We start from the raw sequence: 24160 nt of genomic DNA, 5'->3' as shown, positions 1-24160 counted from the left end.
AACCATCAGATGGCCGAAAAAAATCTTAGCGAAGAGCTGTTCAAGCCGCGTTTTAAACATCCCGAAACCTCCTCACTGGTACGCCGTCAGCATCACGCTACTGCCCAGGTGCATAACGCGCTGGAGGGGGATACTCAGCGCGGCTGGTATCGTATGCTGAACAAACTGCTCTGGACATGGCGCGGCCTCTCCCCGCAGGAGATCAGCGAAGTCCTGGCGCGCATCGCTGTCAGCCGCTTTGAACACACCGATGACGCGCTGCTGGACACGGTGATTGGCTATCGCGGCGGCAACTGGAATTTTGAGTGGTCAAAACAGGCGGCGCTCTGGCAGCAGCAGGCGATGCAGAGCGAGCAGCATGATGAGGCGGGCCAGCAGTGGCTGCACGCGGCAAACCTCTATAGCCTGGCGGCCTATCCCTATATTAAAGGCGACGAGCTGGCCGATCAGGCGCAGGTGCTGGCGAACCGTGCTTATGAAGAGGCGACCCGGCGGCTGCCGGGCGAGCTGAAATCACTGACGTTTCCCGTCAGTGGTGGCAGTCCGGTTACCGGGTTTCTGCATATGCCGGCGCAGGCCAGTGCACCCTATCCCACGGTGATGCTGTGCGGGGGGCTCGATTCGCTGCAAAGCGATCACTATCGTCTGTTTCATGACTATCTGGCCCCGCGCGGTATCGCTATGCTGACGCTGGACATGCCCTCTGTTGGCTACAGCAGTAAATGGACACTGAACCAGGACACCAGCCATCTGCATCAGCAGGTTCTGCGCGAGCTCAGTAACGTGCCGTGGATCGATCACACCCGCGTGGCGCTGTTCGGCTATCGCTTTGGTGCCAATATCGCGACCCGACTCGCCTGGCTTGAGGTACCGCGTATTCGTGCCGTGGCAACGCTGGGCGCGATGGTGCACGGCGTGTTTGTTGACGCGGCGCGTCAGCAGCAGCTGCCGGACATGTATATGGATATGCTGGCGAGCCGCCTGGGGATGGCCTCCACGTCCGACAGCAACCTGCGCATTGAGCTGAATCGCTATTCGCTGAAGGTGCAGGGGCTGCTGGGACGCCGTACGCCGGTGCCAATGCTGGCCGCTTACTGGCCGGACGATCTTTTCAGTCCGGAGGAGGATTCCCGCCTGATTGCCGGCTCATCCGCGCAGGGTAAAACGCTGGCTATTCCGGCATCACCGGTATTCCGCAGTTTTGAAAAAGCGCTGAATCAGATCTGTGACTGGCTCAGCAAACAGTTGCAGCGGTAACTGGCAAAATGCAAAACCTCTGCTAAAACTTAATGTCGGCATACTACGCGCTGCGCCTTTTGTGCAGCGCGCTGCTTTTTTTTACGGTTTATTTGAGGGAGAGAATTAGCATGACGTTACCGAGTGGTCACCCCCGCAGTCGCCTGCTTAAGCGCTTCACCGAATTGGGGCCGTACATCCGTGAAGGAAAATGCGAAGATACGCGTTTCTTTTTTGACTGCCTGGCCGCCTGCGTTAACGTAAAGCCTGCACCGGAGAGCCGCGAGTTCTGGGGCTGGTGGATGACACTGGATGCGCACAGCGATCACTTTACCTACGAATATCACTTCGGCCTGTTTGATAAAGAGGGCGACTGGAGTGTGACAACCATTAAAGGTAAAGAAAACAATGAGCGCGTAGAGAGTACGCTGCGTAATTTTCATGAGCGGCTGAAAGCGATGCTGCATGAGCAGAAGCTCGATCTGCGTCCTGCAGCTGGTTTTAAAGAAGAGCCGGTGAAGCTGAGCGCATAATATAAAAAAAGAGCCGGTCATGTGCCGGCTCTTGCGTAATGAGGATAGCGGTGCTGATACCGTAGCGGATAATCAGAACTGATAGGTCAGCGCCACGGCAACCACATCGTCATTGTTCAGCCCCAGCTTATTGTTGTCGTCCAGCTGATTAATTTTGTAATCCACCATGGCCGACATGTTCTTATTGAAATAGTACGTCAGGCCCAGATCAACATATTTCACCAGGTCTTCATCACCCACGCCTTCAATATCCTTGCCTTTAGTCTGTACATAGCCCAGTGACGGACGCAGGCCGGAATCGAACTGATACTGTGCCACCATTTCAATGTTCTGCGCTTTATTAGCAAAGCCGCGCGTGCCGATGGGCGTCATGTTGCGCGTCTCAGTGTAGATAGACGCCAGATAGACGCTGTTAGCATCATATTTAATACCGGCTCCCCAGGATTCTGCTTTGTCTCCGCGTCCGAGCAGCCCGGCCTGCTGCTGCTGGCTGGTGCGATCGGATGAGGTAATGGCCGACATCAGGCTGACGCCGCTGTCGCCGATGGTGTAGCCCAGGGATGCGCCGTAGCCGTCGCCGTTCTGGGTGCTGGTATCCGTTGCGCTGCCGCGGCTGTTCGCGCTGCCGGCGTCATTTTTGCCCTGATACTGCAGGGCGAAACGCAGGCCATCCACCAGACCAAAGAAATTACTGTTGCGGTAGGTCGCCACGCCAGACGTGCGCGCCGCCATAAAGTTATCGGTGCGCGCGGTGCCGTCACCGCCGAACTCAGGGAAGACGTCGGTCCAGGCTTCCACGTCATACAGCACGCCGTAGTTACGGCCATAGTCGATTGAGCCGTAGTCGCCAAATTTCAGGCCGGCAAAGCCGAGACGGGTTTTGTTGCCGTTATTTGCGTCACTGCCTTCAGAGCGGTTGCCCTGAAACTGATATTCCCACTGACCGTAACCCGTCATCAGGTCGTTAATCTGCGTCTGACCCTTAAAACCGAGACGCACATACGTTTTGTCACCGTCTGCGCCCGCATTGTCACTGAAATAGTGCATCCCTTTTACGCGACCATAGAGATCCAGTTTGTTACCGTCTTTATTATAAATTTCTGCGGCTTGTGCAGTGGTGGCCAGAGCCAGGGCGGAAACAACCAGTGCCAGTGTGCTTTTCTTCATGTGCTATCAATCCCGATGAGTAAAAAAAGTATGTACCCGCGAAAAGGGGTGTAAAACACGGGACGTTTTACCGATAGCTGATGAAAGTTTTATGACAGATTTGCGCAATCGGGGTGAATGGAGTGGTGCAGTCAGGCTGACAGGGCTGCGGAAATTCGCGCTTTTCCCGGCGTGGCTGTTGGCTTCCTTGCTGACTCCTGATAAAACGTCCGTTCGCGGATTTTTTCTCAGATGGCAGGAAAATATGAGTGGCAGTCAGACCCTGGTGGTCAAATTGGGTACCAGCGTGCTCACCGGCGGATCGCGCCGGCTGAATCGGGCGCACATGGTGGAGCTGGTTCGTCAGTGTGCGCACATGCACGCGGCGGGACATCGCATTGTCATTGTCACCTCAGGCGCCATTGCGGCCGGACGTGAACATCTTGGTTATCCCGAACTGCCACCGACCATCGCCTCAAAGCAGCTGCTGGCTGCGGTGGGGCAGAGCCGTCTGATCCAGCTGTGGGAACAGCTGTTCTCTATTTATGGCATCCATATTGGTCAGATGCTGCTGACGCGCGCGGATATGGAAGATCGCGAACGCTTCCTCTATGCGCGCGATATGCTGCGCGCGCTGCTGGATAACCACATCGTTCCGGTGATTAACGAAAACGACGCGGTCGCTACGGCGGAAATTAAAGTCGGCGATAACGACAATCTGTCGGCGCTGGCGGCGATGCTGGGCGGAGCGGACAAACTGCTGCTGCTGACCGATCAGCAGGGGCTGTTCACCGCCGATCCGCGCACCAATCCGGAGGCGCAGCTGATTGGTGACGTGCACCAGATTGATGATGCGCTGCGGACGCTGGCGGGCGGCAGCGTGTCAGGCTTAGGTACCGGCGGTATGGCAACCAAACTGCAGGCAGCAGATGTTGCCTGTCGTGCCGGTATTGATGTGATTATCGCCGCCGGCAGCCGTCCGGATGTCATCAGCGATGTACTGAACGGCAAACCGGTCGGGACGCGCTTTCACGCACAGCAGTCGCCGCTGGAGAACCGCAAGCGCTGGATCTTCGGCGCGCCCCCGGCTGGCGAAATCACCATTGATGATGGTGCGCTGTCGGCGGTGCTGGAGCGTGGCAGTTCGCTGCTGCCCAAAGGCATCCGTGAGGTGCAGGGGAATTTCTCACGCGGTGAGGTGATCCGCATCCGGAATCTGCAGGGACGCGATATCGCCCACGGCGTGACGCGTTACAACAGCGATGCGATGCGCATGATCGCCGGGCATCACAGTCAGGAGATCGGTGATATTCTCGGTTATGAATATGGTCCGGTTGCCGTGCATCGCGACGACATGGTTGTCAGCTAAGGAGCAGAAAATGTTAGAGGAAATGGGTAAGGCGGCGCGTGCGGCATCGTACGCGCTGGCAACGCTCTCCACCGCAGAAAAAAATCAGGTGTTGCTGACCCTGGCTGAAGGGCTGGAGGCGGATCACGCAGAGATTCTGGCGGCTAATGAACAGGATCTGGCCGACGCACGGCAGAGCGGCATGAGCGCGGCGCTGCTCGATCGCCTGACGCTGACGCCGCAGCGGCTGAAGAGCATCGCCGATGACGTGAGGCAGGTCTGCCAGCTGGCCGATCCGGTGGGACAGCTGATTGACGGGGGCCAGCTCGACAGCGGTCTGCGCATTGAACGGCGGCGTGTGCCGCTGGGCGTGGTCGGCGTCATTTACGAAGCGCGTCCCAACGTCACCGTTGATGTGGCGGCTCTCTGCCTGAAAACCGGCAACGCAGCCATTTTGCGCGGCGGTAAAGAGACGTGGCGTACCAACGCGGCTACGGTCCGGGTTATTCAGCGGGCGCTGATAAAACACAACCTGCCTGCCGGGGCCATACAGGCGATTGAAAATCCGGATCGCGAGCTGGTCAATCAGCTGCTCAGGCTTGATCGCTATGTCGATATGCTGATCCCGCGCGGCGGTGCCGGACTGCACAAGCTGTGCCGTGAACATTCGACTATACCGGTGATCACCGGCGGCATCGGCGTCTGCCATCTCTATCTTGATGAAAGCATGGAGTGTGAGGCGGCGCTGGAGATCATCGTTAACGCCAAGAAGCAGCGGCCGAGCGCCTGCAACTCACTGGAAACGCTGCTGATCCATCAGGATCAACGTGATCGTTTCCTGCCGGCTTTCCTGCAGCGTATGGCGCAGGAAAACATCACGCTGCACGGTGATGCCAATATTCTGGCGCAGCTGCAGGCGGGACCGGCCAGCGTGGTCGCAGTCAGCGACGCGCACTATCGCGATGAGTGGCTGTCGAACGATCTCAATGTTAAGCAGGTGGCAGACATGGATGAGGCGATTGCGCACATTCGTGAATATGGCACCCAGCACTCCGACGGCATTCTGACGCGCAGCATCCGGCATGCCAACGCGTTTGTGCAGCAGGTGGATTCTTCTGCGGTCTACGTCAACGCCAGTACCCGTTTTACCGACGGTGGCCAGTTTGGTCTGGGCGCTGAAGTTGCGGTCAGTACCCAAAAGTTGCACGCGCGCGGACCGATGGGGCTGGAAGCGCTGACCACCTACAAATGGATTGGCTGGGGCGACGATACGCTGCGTCGCTAGCCGTCTTGCCCGCCTCAGATGGGTACCTGTACAGGTACCCATTTTTTTTTGCTTTAGATCCACTCAATATCACAGCTTTCTGAAATTTATCTGTCATCTGTGGCGTGCCAGCCGCTTTTCACCCATTTTTTTGTGTAAGCGCTGGTCCGGGGTTAACAGAAGATTCCTGAAAACCCCTGTCAGAACAAGCTGTCACACATTCATTGCTGGTTTAGCTCAGGCGGGCGAGGATAATGATCCTCCAGCTTCATTGATAATATCGCGTGGGTAGTAAACTAACGGTAATATAAAATGAACTGGTAGCAAAAACCAAAATAACATTCAGTCTTTTACTGATGGCAGACAATTAACTGATGGTTAAAAAAGAGAGTACAAAACACGCTTTTACTGCCAGGCTGATTGCCGCATGCGAAAGTGCGGGAATTGTCGGACATGGACGAAATAAACAGGTTGCACAGGCGTTGCAGCAAAGAGGATGCAAAATTTCAACGCCGGGAGTATGGAAATGGTTCAACGGTCAGTCGATTCCGGATGACGGGAATTTATTAGCGCTCAGCGATCTGCTGGGCGTGCGCGTGGAGTGGCTGCAGTTCGGAATGGAGAAACCGGATGCCGCGCTCTCACAGCAGCGTCTGCTTTCAGCCGGACATATGTTCCGCGTGGAGAGTCTTGATATTGGCCAGCGCAGCGCGCAGGGTATCGCCGCACGTGATGAGCTGGTTGAGACTATTCAGGCGATAGAATATGGTCTGGACGAAGCGCGCGTGCTCTTTAATGGCCGCCCGGCAGAGAGTATCCGGCTTATTGCCCTGAACAGCGATTCGATGGCCGGTACCTTCGCACCGCGCGATCAATTGTTTGTCGATATCAGCGTGCATCGCTTTGATGGTGATGGCATCTATCTGTTCACGCTTGACGATCAGCTCTATCTCAAACGCCTGCAGCTGCAGCACAAAAAAGTGGCTGTGATCTCAGACAACAAGCGGTATGAGACCTGGTATCTGACGCTGGATGAAGCTGATTCCCTGCAGGTAATTGCCCGCGTCATTATGAGCCAGGCGCGTGATTATCAGATCCTGGGGTAAGGGGTTGCCCGCGCCGGCAGAAAAAATAACCCGGCTGAAATCATAAATTTAACTGTTGGTAAATAAAAAATTAACTGTTAGTGTTTGCGAAAGTATTAGAACATGTTAATAATTTGACCATAGATGGACGACATCGTTGCCCCGGACGGGCCCCGCTCTTAAACAATTGAGGCGCTGCACAAGCGCGAAACTGCCCACTCAAAATCAGTGTATTTTGGGATGGGGTGGATACGCACTCAGCAGCGTTGTCAGTTGTCTCCTGCCTTCACTTCTCTCTGCTTTTTCCTGGCCGTTTTTTAACGACCGGGAAAGCGGATTGTGGGTGATTCCGGTGGCACACCGGACGCACCGGCCTCTGCCGGAAGGCCGCGTTTGCCACCCCATCGCCAAAAACTCATTCACAGGAGGAGTTATGGCGATTATTCAATATGGCAAGTCAGCGTTTACCGGTAATGCACGAACCCGGCGTCATCGACGACGCCAGCCACTCGCACGTCTGAACCGCACCATCGATAACGCACTCGGATTCGAATGCGACGACGTCACGCTGCGCACCGCTGAACGTATCTGTCAGCGGGAAATTCGATCCAGAGTTGAGCGTGCCGTACTGGCGCCGGGACGCTCGCACAGTGAAAGCGCCAGTTTCGATAACTGCTGTTTACCCCACGTTCACCTCTACGCTACCCGCTAAGTTTCCACTGCTTTTCCAGTTCTGAACGGAACGTTTTTACATTGCTCACTGTTTAAACATGCTTGAGCGTTGCGCTTAATTCTGGCGTGCGTGACCGGCTGACCGATCAGTGATGTTTAAGTGTGCTGAGCCTGTGCGCAGCGTGCTCCGCGTTGCGCCTCAAAGAAGGAACGGATATGAGCCAGATTATTGCCATTTTGAATTTTGAAGAGGGTTATCGCGAAGCACCCTATCTGGATACGCAGGGCTTTCCCACCGTAGCGGGCGGCATCCGCATCGGTCCTAAAGGCGCCTCGCTGAGCAACTATATCTTTCAGGTGCCGCGTCGCGTCGGTGATGTCTGGAAGCAGTGCATCGTGGAGAAGAAAGTGCAGGAGATGCAGCAGCGCGAACTGATCCGCCTGGCGCTGCTGAAGTGTAATGACGCCCGCAGTGATGTGCTGATTAGCATGGCGTATCAGATGGGCGTGGAGGGGCTCGCGCTGTTCCGCGGCATGCTCACCTCAGTCACGCAGAGCGACTTTGACGCCGCGGCCAACGCCATGCTGGATAGCCTGTGGGCGCGGCAGACCGCAGGACGCGCCCGGCGACATGCGGAAGCGATGCGCAGCGGCACCTATGACATCTACCGGGGGCTGCTATGAACATGAAATGGCTGATTTTTATCATCGCGGTGCTGGCAGCGATCGTTCTGCTGCTGCTGCTGCAGCGCTTTACCACTCTGGAGTTTGTTAAGCACGCGCGCCTGCTGTTTAGAACCTGGTCAGTATGGCTCGCCTCACTCGGTTCCATGCTCAGTGCATGGGTGCAATCCTTTCCCGCCTCCGCGCTGGATGCCTGGAACGCACTGCCGCCAGACGTCAAAGAGATACTGCCGCATAACTACCTGGGCATGATCGGCGCCTTTATGGTGGCAATGGGCGTGCTGGCGCAGTTTGTACGGCAAAAAAATCTTGCGGAAAAACGCAACGCGCTGGAGGAAAAATCATGAGTTTTCTTCTTTCCCTGCTGGCAGGCAGCTGGCACTGGCTGGCGGCGCTGGCAGGCATTATCGCCGCGCTGGTCGCCAGCTACGCCGGCGGTAAAAAGATAGGCAAAGTGCAGCAGCAGGCCAAAGCAGACACCGAACGCGCCGATAAAGCAGCGGCGCAGGCGGTAGCGGTTAACCAGCAGCAGCAGCAGCTGCGTGAGGAGGCCCGAGGTGTGGAAATCAGCAACAATAATCTTGATGATGCTGCCGCTCGTGACAAGCTGCAGCAGTCGAAATACCACCAGCCCTGAGGCGCCGGTCGTTATCGACTCCGCCTGTTCCCTTTTTTCACCCATTTATACCCACGGCAGTGACGCCGACCGCATGGACATTCGTACCGTGCGCGCCATTAACAATCACAACGACCTCTGGGATCGGCACTGCCGCACGCCGGCACGCTAACGCCGCTCCTTCTGACGCAATTCCAATACCCTGTATAAGCCGAGGAGGCTGACATGATCGAAGTTAATTCATTTGCTGAACTGCGCACCACTGCACCTGCCAAAAACGGCGATTCTGCGTTTCTGCGTCGCTACAATGCGGACTCGAACTTTCGTGGCGGCGGTGACTTTACCGGTTTTATTGGCACCACTACGGCAGCCGATGATGGCGGCACGCTGGCGGTCGGCAACGGCTTCTACTGGAAGCGTGTGATCAACGACCCGGCAGACCTGAACGTCTACCACTTTGGTGCGAAAGGGGATGGCTACGCCAATGACACTGAACCCTTTAAACGCATGCTGGCGTGGACGCAGGGCTACAGCGGCAATATCCGCGATCTGCCGGTGCGCTTCCCGGGCGGGAAATTCCTGATCAGTCCAATGGATATCAGCGACACTGAAATCGCCTTCTTTGGCCTGCAGGGGGATGATGTGGAGCTGGGTTCGCTGCCGCGTACCACTATCATCTCCGACAAAAGCGCCAATACGGTGTTCAAAGTGAAGGCACGCCGCACCGCGATCAAGGGGATCACCTGGCACGGTCAGGCGTCCGCCGACACCACTGCCAACACAGGTACCATTACAGCCGATCTGTGTACCAACGTGCAGCCCTTCTTCGAAAACACCTGCATCGAAGGCTCTACGGTAAACATCTACTGTTTCCGCGCGCAGAATAGCGGCGGGACCGTGATCAAAGTGCTGGATACCCTCGACAGTAAATTTGACCAGATCTACACCCTGTGGACTTACGGGCGCGTATTCGACATCGGCTGGTCAAACTCGCCGAAGGGTAAGTGGGACCACTCTACCGCGATTGAGATCTGCAACTGTAACTTCCAGACCGGTTACGGCGACGCCACGCTCTATATGCCACGCGTGACGCAGGGCATTATGCGTAACGTCTGGATTGAGCATACGCGTAACCCCGGCGACCTCTCCGACGGCGGCTGGACCATTGATACGCTGAATATTGAGGATTGCGGCTCGCCGTTTAACCTCAATAACGCCCGCGTGATCATGCGCCAGATTGGCCTGCAGTCGGGTGCCACTATCTCCAACGATCTGTCGGGCACGCGCTGGCTTTCAACGTTTGAGTATGGCTACCGGCGCGAAGAGAACCACGGCACTATCATCACCGGTTCCCTGCGCACCGGCTACTACAGCGGCCATAAAGTTACCAACAACACCGACACCGATAACTGGTATCGCCTCGGGCAGCTCTTTTTCCCGGTGGCGAACCAGCAGTGGGTGATGGAGCTGATTGGTAAAGCGGATGCCACCCAGCCCACCGGCACGGCGGGGTCGCCGGTCAATATGGCCGGCACCGGGAAAACCTGGATCAACCTGCAGCGGCTGGATACCGTCTGGGCTGACGCCTGCCATATGGGGCAGCCTGCGGTGCTGGATATCCGCTATAACCGCGTCGGTACTACCTATGCGGTGGTATGGGTGAAGCTGCGCGCCAACAGCGGCGATACGCTGATTAACCTGAAAACCACCGGACCGACGCGCTTTGAGTCGGGCTCGTGCTCGCTGTTCCAGACTGACTTTTCGGTGGTGACCGATACCACCAAAATGGGCACGCTGAAGCCAGCGGCACGCTTTGGTTTTCATAACGGCGTAGCAGGCATTGGTGCCAATGAGAAAGGGGTGCTCACTGTCGCGACGGCAGCGGGTAATCCCACAAATAAAACAGCCCCTTCGGGCTTTGTGCTGGTCAATATCAACGGTGTTGATCGTAAGTTACCTTATTACGATTAAAACCAGCACGTTTTGGCGAGGCTTCGGCCTCGCCTTTTTTTATTTGTGGCGGAAAATACGCCAGTTCTGCCTGAAAAACAGACGGTTGAACCACCGCACCTTGACGCCTTGCGTCACATTTTTTATTTTATTCCCCGTAGTTCCCGCCTTATGCCGGTGTAGCTCAGTTGGTAGAGCAGCGCATTCGTAATGCGAAGGTCGCAGGTTCGACTCCTGTTTCCGGCACCAATCAAATCAATGCATTATCCACCACCCGGTCCTTCTTCCTTCAGCATGTGGGACAGATTTGGGACACAAATATCCGATACTGCGCCAGTATGCCTGGTGCGTCACGCTGCCTCCGGCAGACGCCGGCTGGACGTATTCCCATCCGTTGACCAGACTTAGCGTTCCACCCGAAAAGGAGAATGCGCAATGAGTACCCGATACAAAGTGACGTATGAACATCAGGATGGCGACGCCAAAAAACGCGAAGAGGTCATACTGGAGAGCGAAAATGAGCCTTCAGATGAAGAAGCGCATGAAGCGGTGCTGCAGGATCTTGCGATGATGAAAACCCCCGGCACCGGAGTGGATGGCGTGGCGAAGTTTGACATTATCAGTATCGCTCCGGCTGACGAGTAAAAGGGGGCGGTTGCCCCTTATCCCTGCAGCAGCTTAAGCACCTGCTGCGGTTCCTGCTGCGCTTTTGCCAGCACTGAATTTCCGGCCTGCTGCAGAATCTGCTGACGTGCCATCACTGATACTTCCTGCGCATAATCAGCGTCTTCGATGCGCGAGCGCGCCGCCGCATAATCCGTTGTACTCTGGCTCTGCAGCCGCTGCGCCGACTCGAGCCGGTTGGCAAGCGCACCCAGCTGGCTGCGACGGCTGTCAATCAGTGCCAGGGCGCGATCCAGCGTTGCCAGCGGATCATCCGGATGCTTCAGGCGGATCTCATCTCCCATCTCAGAGACGCGCATGGTTGTCAGGTTGGTTGAGGCATCGGTGGTCGAAGAGATGCCCGCCTGGAAATAGATCTGAATATCGCCAGTACCCTGCAGCGTTTTCAGCATGATGCTGCCGTTACTGTCGTGAGTAACAAAGGTGGCGGTTTTATCGATCCCGATATCCGGCGCATCCATATAGTAGTTGCCGTCAGCATCCAGTCGCAGTACGTCGCTGGCGCTCTCGCCTGAGACATCGGTATAGCGCAACTCAACGTTTGCCGGATCCAGCGTCACGTAAGCGGTACCGGTTACGCGGTTTACGCTGCTAAAGCTATTGATAGCGCTGCTGCTGATGGCGCTGATAGCCAGCGAGCTGCTGCCGGTGTCGTCAGTATGCGCAGCCAGCGCGGCGTTGAAGTACTGATAATTACCGCTGCCGTTATCCACCTCCATCACATATTGCGATCCGCTTTGCAGCAGCCGCGCACTACTCACGCTATTTCCGCTGGCATCCGTAAAGCTGAGCGTGGCGCTGCCGGTATTGATCGCCGGCGTCTGCGTCACAGCGGCTGGCAGGGTAGCAAAATCGGCACTGGTTTTTGTCGGGGCGCTGGTTGCCTGCGCGATCACATTCCCGCTGCTGCCGAAGTCCAGCGTCGCCGCATGATAGAGACCACCCTGCTCAATATAATAGCTGCCGTTATCAACGGTCAGGTGCGCCGGAGGCGTAGCGGTAAGCGCATTGCCATCCGATTGCTGAAAATTAACGGCCGGAATAGCGCGTGGCGCTATGTTGCTTACGCTGTTGTAGAGCGGAGCAGAGGTGGCGCGGCTGATGGCTACCGTTCCGGCAGCGTTAGCCGTGTCCCAGCGCGCGCTTACCGCTGCCAGATAGTATACCGGCTTGCCGTCAGCGCCCGTGCTCTGCACATACTGGCGATTATCCGCACTGCTGCGCATCAGCTGCGGCGCGCCTGACGGGGGCATATACGTCACCGTGATGGCCGGATTAGTAAAGTCCATATTGGTGGCAAGGCCGGTGATGCGGTTAACGGGCGTCACTTTGCCGCTGATACCGCCAATCACCAGATCTTTCAGCCCCAGCGCGCCAACGCTAAAGCCGGGCGCAGAAAGATCCAGCATAATTTTTTCCCGATCGTTCGCGCCGACCTGAAAACCGATTTTTCCGGCGCTGCCGTCGAGCGTTTTAATGCCATTAAACGCAGCCGTGCTGTTGAGGCGATCGATCTCTTTCAGGTTCAGGTTAATCTCTCCCTGAATGGCATCGGCGTCACCCTGCGAAAGGGTTCCGTTAAGGCCCTGTACCGCCAGCTGCCGGATACGCTGAACGCGATTGTTAATCTCATCCAGGGCGCCTGCAGTGGTATTGACCAGCGATAACCCATCGCCTGCGTTACGCTGCGCCTGCTGCAAACCGCGCTGCTGACTCTGCATCCGGTTAGCAATCGCCTGTCCTGCGGCATCATCACTCGCGCTATTGATACGCATCCCGGAAGAGAGATTGCGTATCGCTGTTCCCAGCGCTGACTGGTTTTTGTTTGTGTTCTGCACCGCATTCAGGGCAGAAAGGTTGGTTTGCAGGGAGATCATTTACAGGCTCACCGATTGTTCTGTTGATAGCGTTATCGGCAGAAAGTGATTTTCTTTTAACCGTTATTTGGCCTAAGTCACGGTGGCGCTCTGGTGCTGTGATTTACAGCGGAACCGCGATCGTTTTTCACTGATATTAATCCTGGTGACCTTTACGCATTTATCTTATCAGTCAGCCTGATATTCCTTTCCCGGGGCTAATCAATCTGCGTTTTTATTAATTACGGACTTACTGCGTAAATTCTGTTTTCCTGACCGCCCCATTGACCCTGACGGGTTCAGCAGAGAGAATGCCGTTTAAAGTTTTGAAACAGATCGCATTTTTAGGGCCTGAAGCCCATTGCAGTATGGCTGCGATAGCCGTACTGGATTAACGCCTCCTGCTTTTCACGTGGCGCAACAGACGCAGCGGAATAATAAAAGAGCAGGGCGCACAGCACATATCATTAATGTTGCCGCTCGTTACGTTAAGGCCGCTGAAAACTCGGCAAAACGAATTACGTGCTGCCGGGCCGCACAGCGCGGCAGGTTTGTTACTTATAACATATTGATAAAAAACCATATATTTCTGGTGTCGATGTGAAATCAGCCGTTTTTTTCCTGCCATTCAGATGGAATGAGAGGCAAATCGCAGGCAAATATACATCGTCATCGATGTGCATTTATAAATGAATAATAAATAGTCTGGCCATAGATTTATGGCGAAATTCTTATTATTACTTTGGCGGTTCATTTATTTAATTAGCGGAATTCCTTACTGAGGAAACTCCGAAAAAAATCCGGAATACAGTTAAGCCGGGCGCAGGAATAAGCCATAAAGTGCGTGGTTTATCTGAACAGCAATGTTTAACGCCGCTGCGTTCGCCTTATTAATACTGACAAACCGCGTTCTGAGGTCTCATGCAAAATCCCGTAAACGACGTGTTACTGAGCGTCATTGTGCCGGTGTATAACGCGGCTGCCTATCTGGAAAGAAGCATTAATAGTCTGCTGCAGCAGACGGAAGTGCGCTTTGAAGCAATTTTTATCAATGATGGATCCACGGATATGTCGCAGGCCATTCTTCAGCGATTTGCGCACCACCCGCAATTCCACATCATTGAACAGCCCAATATGGGGGTCTCTGCGGCACGTAATCAGGGGCTGCGCAGCGCGCGCGGTAAATTTATCTGTTTTTTAGACGCTGATGATTTTCTGCCGCACGACGCCTTTGCCACCTGGGTGGCCTTGATGCAGGAGAATATCGGCATGTGTATCGGCGAGTCGCAGCATTTTACGCCTGCCGGTGAGCCGCTGGACCAGCCTGCTAACCGTGACGCATCGCGGCAGATGAGCGCGGCGGCAGCGGTCAACGACGTACTCTATTTTCATCCCCGTCACGGCATCTGCGACAAGGTCTTCCGCGCAGACGTTATCCGGCAGCATCAGCTGCGCTTTAACGAAGAGATCTTCAACTTCGAAGATCTGCTGTTTGTGATGAACTACCTCTATTTGCTGCAGAACCAGCAGGTGATTGTCACCGAGCGCGTGGTCTACCACTACGTGAAGTCAGACAACTCTGCCACCCGGTCGGCGCTGCGGGAAAAGCACTTCTCCTTTGCGCGTTCGTTTGGCCGGATGAAGGCGTTTATGACCCGGCAGCACCACCGCTATTACTACCATCTCGTGCTTAAGGTCACCTCTTCCTATATCAGCAAAGGGCTGAACAGCCGTGAATTCAGCGGCGCCTTTATTGAAGATTACATCGCGCTTTATCGCCGCAGTTTCCGCGCGTACCTCTCTTCAGGCCCGATGCTGAATCCCTGGAGCCTCTATTTCACTCTCTTTTTTGTCAGCCCGCGCGGCGTTTCACAACTGCGCCGCCTGGCGCGTAAAGCGTAGGGGGAGCAGGAATGAAAGAAAAACTCAGAAACTCAATGTGGATGATCGCGGAAAAGCTGATCGCCGTTTTTGGCCTGATTTTTGTGACCTCTTACGTCGCCAAATATGTCGGCCCGACCACCTTTGGCATTATCTCGCTCTCCATGCTGATTTTTCAGTTTTTGCAGAGCATCGCGGTCATGGGTAGCGATGTCATATTGCTGAAGCGCATTGCGCAGAATCATCGTTCGGGGATCCGTCTGATGATGGCGGCGGGCCTGCTGGTACTGGGCGTCTACAGCGTCCTGGCGATTAGCGGCATGCTGATCATGAAAGCGGAATGGAGCCCGGACGCGGTGGTGTTTATCTGTGCCGCTGCGCTGGCCTGCCTTTTCTCAGCGCTCGATCTGGTTAACATCTACAACGAGGCGATGCTGAATGCCCGTCTCAACGTGATCGCTAACGTTATCGGGCTGGCGATCAGTCTCTCGGTGCGATTCCTCATCTCCTGGCTGGAGCTGGACCCGCACTACCTGGCGATCCCGATTGTGCTCGCCACTTTTATTCCCTTTTTCATCAAGCTCGCGCTGTTTACGCGCCAGCAACGCCATCAACCGCTGCCGGCGCTGCGTCAGCTTAAACAGTATTCGCGCTACATGGTGGCATCGGGCATGTCGCTGGTGATCTCGGCCATTGCGGTCGGCATCTATACGCGCGTCAATCAGGTAAGCGTCTCTTACTTCCTCGGGGTAAAAGAGGCGGGCATTTTCTCTGTAGCGCTGACGCTCTCCACAGCATGGGTGTTTTTACCGGCTGCGCTGCTGGCGTCGTTTTATCCCGCTTTCTTTGCCGAGCGCAACCGCGAACGGGCAATCGTCAAAGCGCAGCAGCTGCATCTGCTGGTGATTGGCGTTTCCGCGCTGGTGATTCTGGGGATCTGGCTGCTGTCAGGCTGGTTTATTGGCCACTTCTATGGCAACGCCTATCTGGATGCGGTCGCTCCTACGCTGCTGCTGAGCGTGGGTGCGATGTGCGGCGTGCTGAGCAGCGTAATGGACCGTTTCATTGTGAAATATAACGGTTACCGCTTCCTGATCAAAAAGACCTTCGCGGTTCTGGTTATTTGTCTGATCTCGTCGCTGCTGCTGGTGCCGCATTACGGCCTGACCGGTGCCGCGCTGAGCGTGGTCATTACCGAATTCGTCTCTTTCTCCCTGCTTAATTATTTCTTCACCGCGCAGCCCGTGGCGCGGATCCATCAGGTTTTTTTCAACCCCAGAAAGCTATGGCAGTTGTTTAGCAATTACAAAACCTCAGACAGCAAAGAGAGTTTATCATGAATGACAATCCGCTCTTCAGTATCATCATTCCCGTTTATAACTCACAAAATACTATCCGGCGCACGCTGCTGAGCGTTTTGAACCAGACGTTCAGCAGTTATGAAGTGGTCGTGGTTAACGATGGCAGCCGCGATGACAGCGCGCAGATTCTGGCTGAGTTTGCCAGCTATCCGCAGATAACCGTACTGGAGCAGATCAATGCCGGCGTCAGCGCGGCGCGCAATACCGGGCTTTTGAAGGCGCGCGGCGACTACGTGCTGTTCCTGGACGCCGACGACTGGGTCGATGACAATTTTCTGATGAGCTTCAAACTGAATCTCAACGCCTGGCCAGCTGAAACCGTAGACCTGATGGTCGGCCACCTGAATGACGATCGCATTGGTAAGGTGTCGCAGGCGGGCTTTTTCAGTCAGCATGACATTCCTTATGTACTGGGCGAGCTGGAGATCAGCGACAACATCGGCTATCTGCATAACAAATGCTATCGCCGGGAGATTATTGACTCGCTGAATCTGCGCTTCCTTGAGGGGATCTCCATGAGTGAAGATCTGCTGTTTAACCTCAAATATTTCAGCTGCATCAGTAACTTCCTGATCACGCCTAACGCGGCTTATCACTACGAAGATACCAGTGGCTCGCTCTCTAAACAGAAGGTGCAGTACAGTGAATTAAAGGTGCGCAAGCAGTCGCTGACCGCGCTGTATGACACTATCGTGGATAAATATCAGGCCAGCGAACTGGACCATTTTCTGAAAGGGATCTCAAAACGCGTGCTGGCGCTGGATATGCAGATTGTCACCGCGATGTATCACGCGTCCTTTTCGCCAGCAGATATCGCAACAGAAATAGAACAGATAAAGCGCGGGAAATACTCAAAAGGTATTTTCACACTGCTGAATAAGAATGAAAAACTGAAGTACATGATTATGAATCTGAACTCACTCACAGCGTACTATTTCCTCTATGCGTTATACAGAATGCGTGCATTCTGATTTACCCCTCCCGGCGTTGCCTTCTGATCTCTGCCACTGGCAGAAGAGGGCAGCAGCCGGGAGAGTCCGCTGCGTTACCCGCGCTCTTTCTTACTTCCCCTTGCACTATTTCTGTGACTCAGGTCAAATAATGTCAGGCAATCGATTGCGTGCTGATTTTGTGCGTTTTTGCAGCAGAAAATTATCAGCCTGCGCATTTTTGCTGCTTTTGTGACACGTATCTTGCGTTGTGCCCCCCGCGCGGCGAAAAAAACGTATAGCATGAGCGCGTTTGAACGGCTGCCGGCAGCGGCTGGCCGTGAACAGAGAGCCGGAAACCGGCTGCAATGATGATGATTCTGGAGAGAGTGATGAATAACTCACAAACCAGCACGCTGGCAACCGCCAGAGCGGCCAGGGGCTGGAGCAAGAGTGATACGGTGTGGATGCTGGGTCTGTATGGTACGGCGATTGGTGCCGGGGTACTGTTTCTGCCCATCAATGCGGGCGCAGGCGGACTGCTGCCGCTGCTGATCATGGCCGTGCTGGCATTCCCGATGACCTTCTATGCGCACCGCGCGCTGACGCGTTTCGTCCTCTCGGGTAAAAATCCGGGTGAAGATATCACTGACGTGGTGGAAGAGCACTTCGGCAGCGGGGCAGGTAAGATCATTACGCTGCTCTACTTTTTTGCGATCTATCCCATCCTGCTGATGTACAGCGTGGCCATAACCAATACCGTTGACAGTTTTATCGTGCATCAGCTTGGTATGGTGTCGCCGCCGCGCGCGCTGCTGTCACTGCTGCTGATCAGCGGAATGATGGTTATCGTGCGCTTTGGCGAACAGATGATCGTTAAGGCAATGAGTATTCTGGTCTTTCCCTTTGTTGCTGTACTGATGCTGCTGGCAGCCTGGCTGGTTCCGCACTGGCACGGCGCGGCGCTGCAAACGCTGTCGTTCAGCGAGGCAACGGGCAGCGGCAATCTGTGGATGACGCTATGGCTGGCGATTCCGGTCATGGTGTTTTCATTTAATCATTCGCCGATTATCTCCTCGTTTGCCGTGGCAAAACGCGACGAATATGGTGCCGGTGCGGAAAAACGCTGTTCGCGCATTCTGGCCAGTGCGCACCTGATGATGGTGGTCACGGTGATGTTTTTTGTTTTCAGCTGTGTGCTGAGCCTGTCGCCCGCCGATTTGCAGGCAGCCAAAGCGCAGAACATCACGATTCTTTCTTATCTGGCTAATCATTTTCAGGTGCCGATGATCGCCTGGCTGGGACCCATTGTCGCGATGGTGGCGATCACGAAATCGTTTCTGGGTCACTATCTGGGCGCGCGTGAAGGGTTTAACGGTATCGTCACTAAATCGCTGCGCAGCCGGGGCAAAGCGCTCGCGCCGCAGAAGCTGAACCGTCTGACCACGCTGTTTATGCTGCTGACCACCTGGCTGGTGGCGACGCTGAACCCCAGTATTCTTGGCATGATTGAAACGCTGGGTGGCCCGGTTATCGCGGCGATCCTGTTCCTGATGCCGATGTATGCGATTCAGAAAGTCCCGGCAATGCGCCAGTACAGCGGAAAAATCAGCAACCTCTTTGTTGTGATTATCGGGCTGCTGGCTATCTCTTCTGTGGCCTGGTCGCTGTTCAACTGACCCCAGCCGGGTCGCCGTAACAGGCGGCCCGGCCGTATGGCATTAAGCCAGCGCGGTTTTAAACACGCTCATCGACTGTGCCAGCCGATCGGCCTGCTCCTGCAGCGCCTGTGAGGCAGCGGATGCCTCCTGCACCAGCGAAGCATTCTGCTGCGTCACCGCTTCCATCTGTGTAATCGCCTGATTGATCTCACCAATGCCACTGCTCTGTTCGCTGCTGGCAATCGTAATTTCACTCATGATTTCAGCCACGCTCTGCACGCTGCTGACAACTTCACCGATAGTGGAGCCGGCGTGCGTAACCAGGCGGCTGCCTTCATCAACTTTGGTCACGGAATCTTCGATCAGCACTTTGATCTCTTTGGCGGCGGAGGCAGAGCGCTGGGCCAGGTTACGGACTTCCGAAGCGACCACGGCAAAGCCGCGACCCTGTTCACCGGCACGTGCGGCCTCAACGGCGGCATTGAGCGACAGAATATTGGTCTGGAAAGCGATAGAGTCGATGACGCTGATAATATCGACAATCTTTTTAGAGGAGTAAGCAATCGCCTCCATTTTGTCGATCACCTGCTCCATGACCACGCCGCCCTCTTTGGCCACCTCAGAGGTTTTCGATACCAGCGAGTTTGCCTCGCGCGCGTTGTCGGCATTGTGCTTCACGGTAGCGGTCATCTGTTCCATTGCGGAGGCGGTCTCTTCCAGTGAGCTGGCCTGCTGCTCGGTGCGTGAAGAGAGATCGATATTACCGCTGGAGATCTGATTAGAGGCGACGGCGATAGTATCGGAGCCGGCGCGTACGTTAGAGACGATGGTCATCAGATTGTCGTTCATGGTCTGCAGCGCCTGCATCAGCACACCGGTTTCATCTTTACTGCGGACCGTTATGCGCGAGCTGAGATCGCCGGCGGCAACTTTGCTGGCGACGGCGACAGCTTCATTAAGCGGACGCACGATGGAACGGGTCAGCAGCAGGCCCAGCAGCACGGCAGCCGCGATGGCGATAGCCGTAAAAATAACGGAAACCTGAATCGCCGTGGTGCCATCTTTGATGATGCCTACTCCCTCCTGATGGAGCTGGCTCGCCTGAGAGTCGGCAAAGGCGGCCGCACTGAGTAAAAAGGTGTTTTGCGTCTGAGTAATTTTCTTCAGCACATAGTTGCTGGCTTCATCTGCCTTGCCATCACGCACCAGCGCCAGCACGTCATTTTTTTGCTGTTCAAACAGTTTGCTGGCAGCAAGTAACCCGGCAATTTTCTTTTTACCCACCGGCGTGACCTGAATCGCCTCAATCTTTTTCATCGCGCTGTTGGTCTGCGCCGTGGCATCCGCGAGCTGAGCAAAGCGTTTAACGTTGTTTTCCGGCCGTGTGGTATCAATTACGATACCGCGCAGATATTTAATCTGGTCATTCACGCCATCGCGCACGTCGAAGCCGAGGCGAACTTTAACAAAACGATCCTCTACAATGGAGGTGATGCCGGTTTTGATATTGCTGATTTTCAGCCATGACGTCACGCCCACGACCACTAACAGAGCCACCACCAGGCCAAAGGCGATGCCCAGGCGTACCCCGACTTTCATATTCTTGATGCTCAACATTGGTTCTCCCCGTTTGCCAGAAATCAGACAGTAATAGGATGCATCAGCAGATTGGCAATCTGCCGTGACAGGCTGTTTTTAAAAGGAAAATAAGAACCTTCCTGCGCGAGTGCTCTCCATAATCGCCAGCGAAGGCGCAACAGTTATCGGTAACTAATGTATTTACTTTAATTTTTGCGCGTGGCAGCGCAGATCCGTTAGAGGGGCTACTTATTGATGAATAAGCGGTACTGTTTCGCGGCGGAAGGAATAGCAGCAATAAAAAAGGCGCGATAATCGCGCCTTAAAGGAAAGAGGTAAAAACAGGGCTTAGCGCTGTTTTTCCAGCACGCTATGAATGGCGCTGGAGAGCTCGTTGATCTCAAACTTTGCCACATACCCATCTGCACCGACCTTACGCACATGATCTTCATTGGCGCTGCCGGACAGCGAAGAGTGGATGACAACCGGAATATGGCGCAGCGTCTCATCACGCTTGATATTACGCGTCAGCGTGAAGCCATCCATCTCCGGCATCTCCAGATCGGTGAGAACCAGGGCAATTTTATCGTGAATTGATTCGCCGCTGGCCTGCGCCTCTTTCTTCATTTCGTTGATTTTTATCCACGCTTCCAGGCCGGTGTTGTGCATCAGGGCCGGAATACCCATGCTTTTCAGCCCCTGTTCAAGCAGCTGACGGGCAACTTTGGAATCTTCTGCCACGATAGCGACCGCACCCGGCTTGAGATTGAAGTTTTTCACTGTCTCTGCGCCAGGCTCAACGCCACGTACCGAAGGAATGATGTCATAGAGGATCTGCTCTACGTCGAGCACCAGTGCAAGGTTGTTGCTTTCGCCGTTGCTGTCCAGGCAGGCGATACTGGTGATATTGCGGCTGCTGATCCCCGCTTCTGCTGTATGCACCTGATTCCAGTCAAGACGCACAATGTTTTCTACCGACTCCACTGCAAACGCCTGGGTACTGCGCGCATATTCGGTCACCAGCAGCAGATTCAGGCCGGTTTCCGGTTTACAGCCGGTCACGGCTGGCAGGTCGATTACCGGAATAAACTGCCCCCGGATGCTGGCCATGCCGAGCAGCGGCGAGTTCATCCCGGCCGCGCGCGTGATCGCGGGCATGGGCACAATTTCGCGCAGCTTGAACACGTTGATGCCATACAGCTCAGATTTGCCTTTCAGCCGATCGGAACCCAGCCGAAACAGCAGCAGTTCAAATTTGTTGGACAGCGCCAGGTTTGCGCGTTCGTCGATCTCTTTCTGAAAATTATCCATCATGGCCTCGGGGCAGAATCTGGGCGGAGCAGGGAGAGGGCGGAAGTGCCATGATTAACTTATCGGCAGAGCGCGATAAAAATGAAGGGAGAAGAAGAAAATTTAGCGCAAGGGCGCGATCGCCCTCACGCTACAGCCGCTCTATTTCAGGAGAATAGCGCGTACGCTTTTGCCTTTGATCTTACCCTCTTTGAGCTTGATCAGCGCTTTTTTTGCCTGTGAGGCCGCAATGGCAACGTAGGCGTGTGAAGGCGTCAGATCAATTTTACCGATCTGATCGCCGCTGAAGCCCGCTTCACCGGTCAGTGCGCCGAGGATGTCACCCGGACGGATTTTTGCTTTGCGCCCGCCATCAATACAGAGCGTCATCATGGCTGCAGGCAGCGCCTGTGCCGCTCTGCCTTTTAAGGTGCCCGCGGCCACCCAGTTAAGCTTCTGCTGCAGATAATCCTCCAGCGCATGGGCACGTGCCATTCCGTCAGGTGCCACAAAGCTTACGGCAAGTCCTTTTTCGCCCGCGCGCCCGGTACGGCCAATGCGGTGCAGATGTACTTCCGGGTCCCACGCCAGCTCAAGGTTCACGACCAGCGCCAGCGATTTGATATCCAGACCGCGCGCGGCGACGTCGGTGGCGATCAGCACGCGGCTGCTGCCGTTAGCAAAGCGGATCAGCACGCGTTCACGATCGCGCTGCTCCAGATCGCCGTGCAGCGCCAGCGCGCTAATATCGCGATCGTTCAGTGCGGCGGCAATATCATCGCATTCACGTTTGGTATTACAGAACACCACGCAGGAAGCGGGCTGCTGCTGGCTGAGCAGGGCGCATAGCAGGTTAACGCGCTCGCCGGCACTCGCCTCAATAAACTGCTGCTCAATCGCGGGCAGTTCCGCTTCGGTTTCAGTGGCAACCGCCAGCGCGTCGCGCTGAAAGCGCTGGCTCAGGCTGGCAATGGTGTCAGGCCAGGTCGCGGAGAAAAGCAGCGTCTGCCGTGCGGCGGGCGTGAAGCCGATAATTGCTTCCATGTCATCCCGGAAACCCATTTCCAGCATGCGGTCAGCTTCGTCAAGCACCAGCGTCTGCAGCTGGCTGAGATCGAGATTATCACGCTTAAGGTGATCCAGCAGGCGGCCTGGCGTGCCGACGACGATGTGCGGGGCATGCACCAGCGAATCGCGCTGTGCGCTCATCGGCTGACCGCCGCACAGCGTCAGGATTTTAATATTACGCGTAAAGCGTGCCAGCTGACGCAGTACATTGCTGACCTGCTCAGCCAGTTCACGCGTCGGGCAGAGCACCAGCGCCTGAGTATGAAACTGGCTGTTGTCGATACGGTTAAGCAGGCCGATACCAAATGCAGCAGTTTTGCCGCTGCCGGTTTTCGCCTGCGCACGCACATCGTGGCCGGCAAGGATGGCGGGAAGCGACGCCGCCTGAATAGGCGTCATCGCATCAAAGCCCATGTCGCGCAGATTGTCGAGCTGGCTGGCGGGCAGTTGCGTCAGGGTTGAAAAAGCAGTCACAAAGATGTCTCAGATAGGAGGGAAGATAACGCGGCCAGTCTGGCAGAAAGCCACGCGGGCAGCAACGGTAATTCGCCTGGCGCATGCGGCTGGTCAGAGAGCAGAGTGCCGTCACGCCGCAGGGAGACTATTGTTGCAAAGTTTTAATAAATTGTTATCCGGAACGATCTTCTGGTGCATAAAAATCATCCGGCAAATAAGGAGATTAACGCTTTTACGTCGTTTTTCAGCGACAACTCAGGGTAATTTTTACCGGGGTCAGGCTTATATATTACGCAGCATAAGGAAATTCTGATTAAAGATCCTTGTTGTTTTGATCTATATTGAGCGCGCCATTTGGCGTGCGAATTTACTTCAGAGGTCAATTTCATTGAGTCACAGTCTCCAGGGACATAGCGAAGACATTCTGAAAATCGTCGGCCGCGCCGTATTAACGCTGCATCTTCATGGAGAAGCTTTATCCTCTGATAAAGTCAGCTCAATGATTGCCTGTTATGCGGAAGAAGAGCCAGTCAGTGACGATGAGCACCAGCGCCTTTATGCGCTGGCCATTCAGATGTTGTCATAAAACGCTATGCAGCGGCGGGTGTCGCCGGCAAGTAAGACAAAAGCCTCCATACGGAGGCTTTTTTGTTTTCAGCCGGGGGAGGGCAGCGCGGGGGCTGTGCGCTCAGCAGCGCTCAGCAGCGCTCAGCAGCGCGGGGACTGTGCGCTCAGCAGCGCGGAGCTGTGCGCTTAGCAGCGCGGGACTCTGAGGGGGTTCCGCCCGCCAGGCTTCTGGCAGTTTCAGCGGCGCTTGCGCATGCGGATTGCTAAGGGGCGGGTGGGCGCGCCCCTTAGCAAT

At 55.2% G+C, this 24160-nt stretch carries 21 protein-coding genes and 1 tRNA gene; 17 read left to right on the top strand and 5 right to left on the bottom strand.

Features of this window, described 5'->3' with window-relative positions:
* Window positions 1–9: 9 nt before the first annotated feature.
* Together frsA and crl are read left to right on the top strand one after the other, a co-directional pair.
* Window positions 10–1257, top strand: coding sequence for an esterase FrsA (gene frsA, locus B3041_RS11130; RefSeq protein WP_065650027.1), 1248 nt, complete (start codon window positions 10–12; stop codon window positions 1255–1257).
* Between the two features lie 110 nt (window positions 1258–1367).
* On the top strand, window positions 1368–1769 hold the full coding sequence (crl, locus tag B3041_RS11125; protein ID WP_039382877.1) for a sigma factor-binding protein Crl: 402 nt from the start codon (window positions 1368–1370) through the stop codon (window positions 1767–1769).
* A 72-nt stretch (window positions 1770–1841) separates the two neighbouring features.
* On the opposite strand, the gene ompC is transcribed toward crl, so the two are convergent.
* Window positions 1842–2936, bottom strand: coding sequence for a porin OmpC (ompC, locus tag B3041_RS11120; protein WP_065650026.1), 1095 nt, complete (start codon window positions 2934–2936; stop codon window positions 1842–1844).
* 244 nt (window positions 2937–3180) lie between these two features.
* On the opposite strand from ompC, the gene proB reads away from it, so the two are divergent.
* From proB to B3041_RS11070, 10 genes are all read left to right on the top strand, one after another.
* Window positions 3181–4284 (top strand): glutamate 5-kinase, encoded by a 1104-nt coding sequence (gene proB / locus B3041_RS11115; RefSeq protein ID WP_065650025.1) that lies wholly within the window; start codon window positions 3181–3183, stop codon window positions 4282–4284.
* Window positions 4285–4294: 10 nt separating this feature from the next.
* Entirely contained in the window at window positions 4295–5548 is a 1254-nt protein-coding gene (gene proA, locus B3041_RS11110) for a glutamate-5-semialdehyde dehydrogenase (protein ID WP_065650024.1), read from the top strand.
* 353 nt (window positions 5549–5901) lie between these two features.
* Window positions 5902–6633 carry a LexA family transcriptional regulator gene (locus B3041_RS11105; protein ID WP_065650023.1) on the top strand — a complete coding sequence of 244 codons (732 nt, stop codon included), beginning with the start codon at window positions 5902–5904 and terminating at the stop codon, window positions 6631–6633.
* Between the two features lie 412 nt (window positions 6634–7045).
* Complete coding sequence (locus tag B3041_RS11100; RefSeq protein ID WP_065650022.1) at window positions 7046–7324, top strand: hypothetical protein; 279 nt, start codon at window positions 7046–7048, stop codon at window positions 7322–7324.
* Between the two features lie 176 nt (window positions 7325–7500).
* A complete protein-coding gene (locus B3041_RS11095; protein WP_292972560.1) occupies window positions 7501–7968 on the top strand; it encodes a glycoside hydrolase family protein in 468 nt (155 codons plus the stop codon).
* 2 nt (window positions 7969–7970) lie between these two features.
* Window positions 7971–8315: a hypothetical protein gene (locus B3041_RS11090; RefSeq protein WP_206099916.1), complete on the top strand. Its 345-nt coding sequence runs from the start codon at window positions 7971–7973 to the stop codon at window positions 8313–8315.
* Window positions 8312–8605: a hypothetical protein gene (locus B3041_RS11085; protein ID WP_292972557.1), complete on the top strand. Its 294-nt coding sequence runs from the start codon at window positions 8312–8314 to the stop codon at window positions 8603–8605. The genes B3041_RS11090 and B3041_RS11085 overlap by 4 nt, the downstream gene beginning before the upstream one ends.
* 204 nt (window positions 8606–8809) lie before the next feature.
* Entirely contained in the window at window positions 8810–10555 is a 1746-nt protein-coding gene (locus B3041_RS11080; protein ID WP_065650018.1) for an amylovoran biosynthesis protein AmsF, read from the top strand.
* Window positions 10556–10707: 152 nt separating this feature from the next.
* A tRNA-Thr gene (locus tag B3041_RS11075) sits at window positions 10708–10783 on the top strand.
* Between the two features lie 186 nt (window positions 10784–10969).
* The gene (locus B3041_RS11070) at window positions 10970–11179 is read left to right on the top strand and encodes a hypothetical protein (RefSeq protein WP_292972552.1); all 210 of its coding nucleotides are present in this window, start codon (window positions 10970–10972) and stop codon (window positions 11177–11179) included.
* A gap of 17 nt (window positions 11180–11196) precedes the next feature.
* Here B3041_RS11070 and B3041_RS11065 read toward each other — a convergent pair whose 3' ends face one another.
* Window positions 11197–13095: a flagellin gene (locus tag B3041_RS11065; protein WP_292972549.1), complete on the bottom strand. Its 1899-nt coding sequence runs from the start codon at window positions 13093–13095 to the stop codon at window positions 11197–11199.
* A gap of 900 nt (window positions 13096–13995) precedes the next feature.
* Between B3041_RS11065 and B3041_RS11060 the strand changes: the two genes are divergently transcribed.
* The 4 genes from B3041_RS11060 to B3041_RS11045 all read left to right on the top strand — a co-directional run bounded on the left by B3041_RS11060 (window position 13996) and on the right by B3041_RS11045 (window position 18924).
* A complete protein-coding gene (locus B3041_RS11060) occupies window positions 13996–14976 on the top strand; it encodes a glycosyltransferase family 2 protein (RefSeq protein ID WP_065650015.1) in 981 nt (326 codons plus the stop codon).
* A gap of 11 nt (window positions 14977–14987) precedes the next feature.
* Window positions 14988–16295 carry a flippase gene (locus tag B3041_RS11055; protein ID WP_292972546.1) on the top strand — a complete coding sequence of 436 codons (1308 nt, stop codon included), beginning with the start codon at window positions 14988–14990 and terminating at the stop codon, window positions 16293–16295.
* Entirely contained in the window at window positions 16292–17287 is a 996-nt protein-coding gene (locus B3041_RS11050; protein WP_065650013.1) for a glycosyltransferase family 2 protein, read from the top strand. The genes B3041_RS11055 and B3041_RS11050 overlap by 4 nt, the downstream gene beginning before the upstream one ends.
* A 350-nt stretch (window positions 17288–17637) precedes the next feature.
* Window positions 17638–18924, top strand: coding sequence for an HAAAP family serine/threonine permease (locus tag B3041_RS11045; RefSeq protein WP_065650504.1), 1287 nt, complete (start codon window positions 17638–17640; stop codon window positions 18922–18924).
* Window positions 18925–18966: 42 nt separating this feature from the next.
* Here the strand turns inward: B3041_RS11045 and B3041_RS11040 are convergent, their stop codons facing one another.
* From B3041_RS11040 to dbpA, 3 genes are all read right to left on the bottom strand, one after another.
* Window positions 18967–20523 (bottom strand): methyl-accepting chemotaxis protein, encoded by a 1557-nt coding sequence (locus B3041_RS11040; protein ID WP_065650011.1) that lies wholly within the window; start codon window positions 20521–20523, stop codon window positions 18967–18969.
* A gap of 309 nt (window positions 20524–20832) precedes the next feature.
* Complete coding sequence (locus tag B3041_RS11035) at window positions 20833–21795, bottom strand: chemotaxis protein (RefSeq protein ID WP_065650503.1); 963 nt, start codon at window positions 21793–21795, stop codon at window positions 20833–20835.
* A gap of 141 nt (window positions 21796–21936) precedes the next feature.
* Entirely contained in the window at window positions 21937–23316 is a 1380-nt protein-coding gene (gene dbpA, locus B3041_RS11030; protein ID WP_292972541.1) for an ATP-dependent RNA helicase DbpA, read from the bottom strand.
* Window positions 23317–23686: 370 nt separating this feature from the next.
* Between dbpA and B3041_RS11025 the strand changes: the two genes are divergently transcribed.
* Window positions 23687–23884, top strand: coding sequence for a hypothetical protein (locus tag B3041_RS11025; RefSeq protein ID WP_065650009.1), 198 nt, complete (start codon window positions 23687–23689; stop codon window positions 23882–23884).
* Window positions 23885–24160: the final 276 nt, after the last annotated feature.

Origin of the sequence: Pantoea sp. UBA4549 (assembly GCF_002387285.1) — a bacterium.
Taxonomy (GTDB): Bacteria; Pseudomonadota; Gammaproteobacteria; order Enterobacterales; family Enterobacteriaceae; genus Pantoea; species Pantoea borealis.
This window is presented reverse-complemented; position numbering and strand designations above follow the sequence as displayed.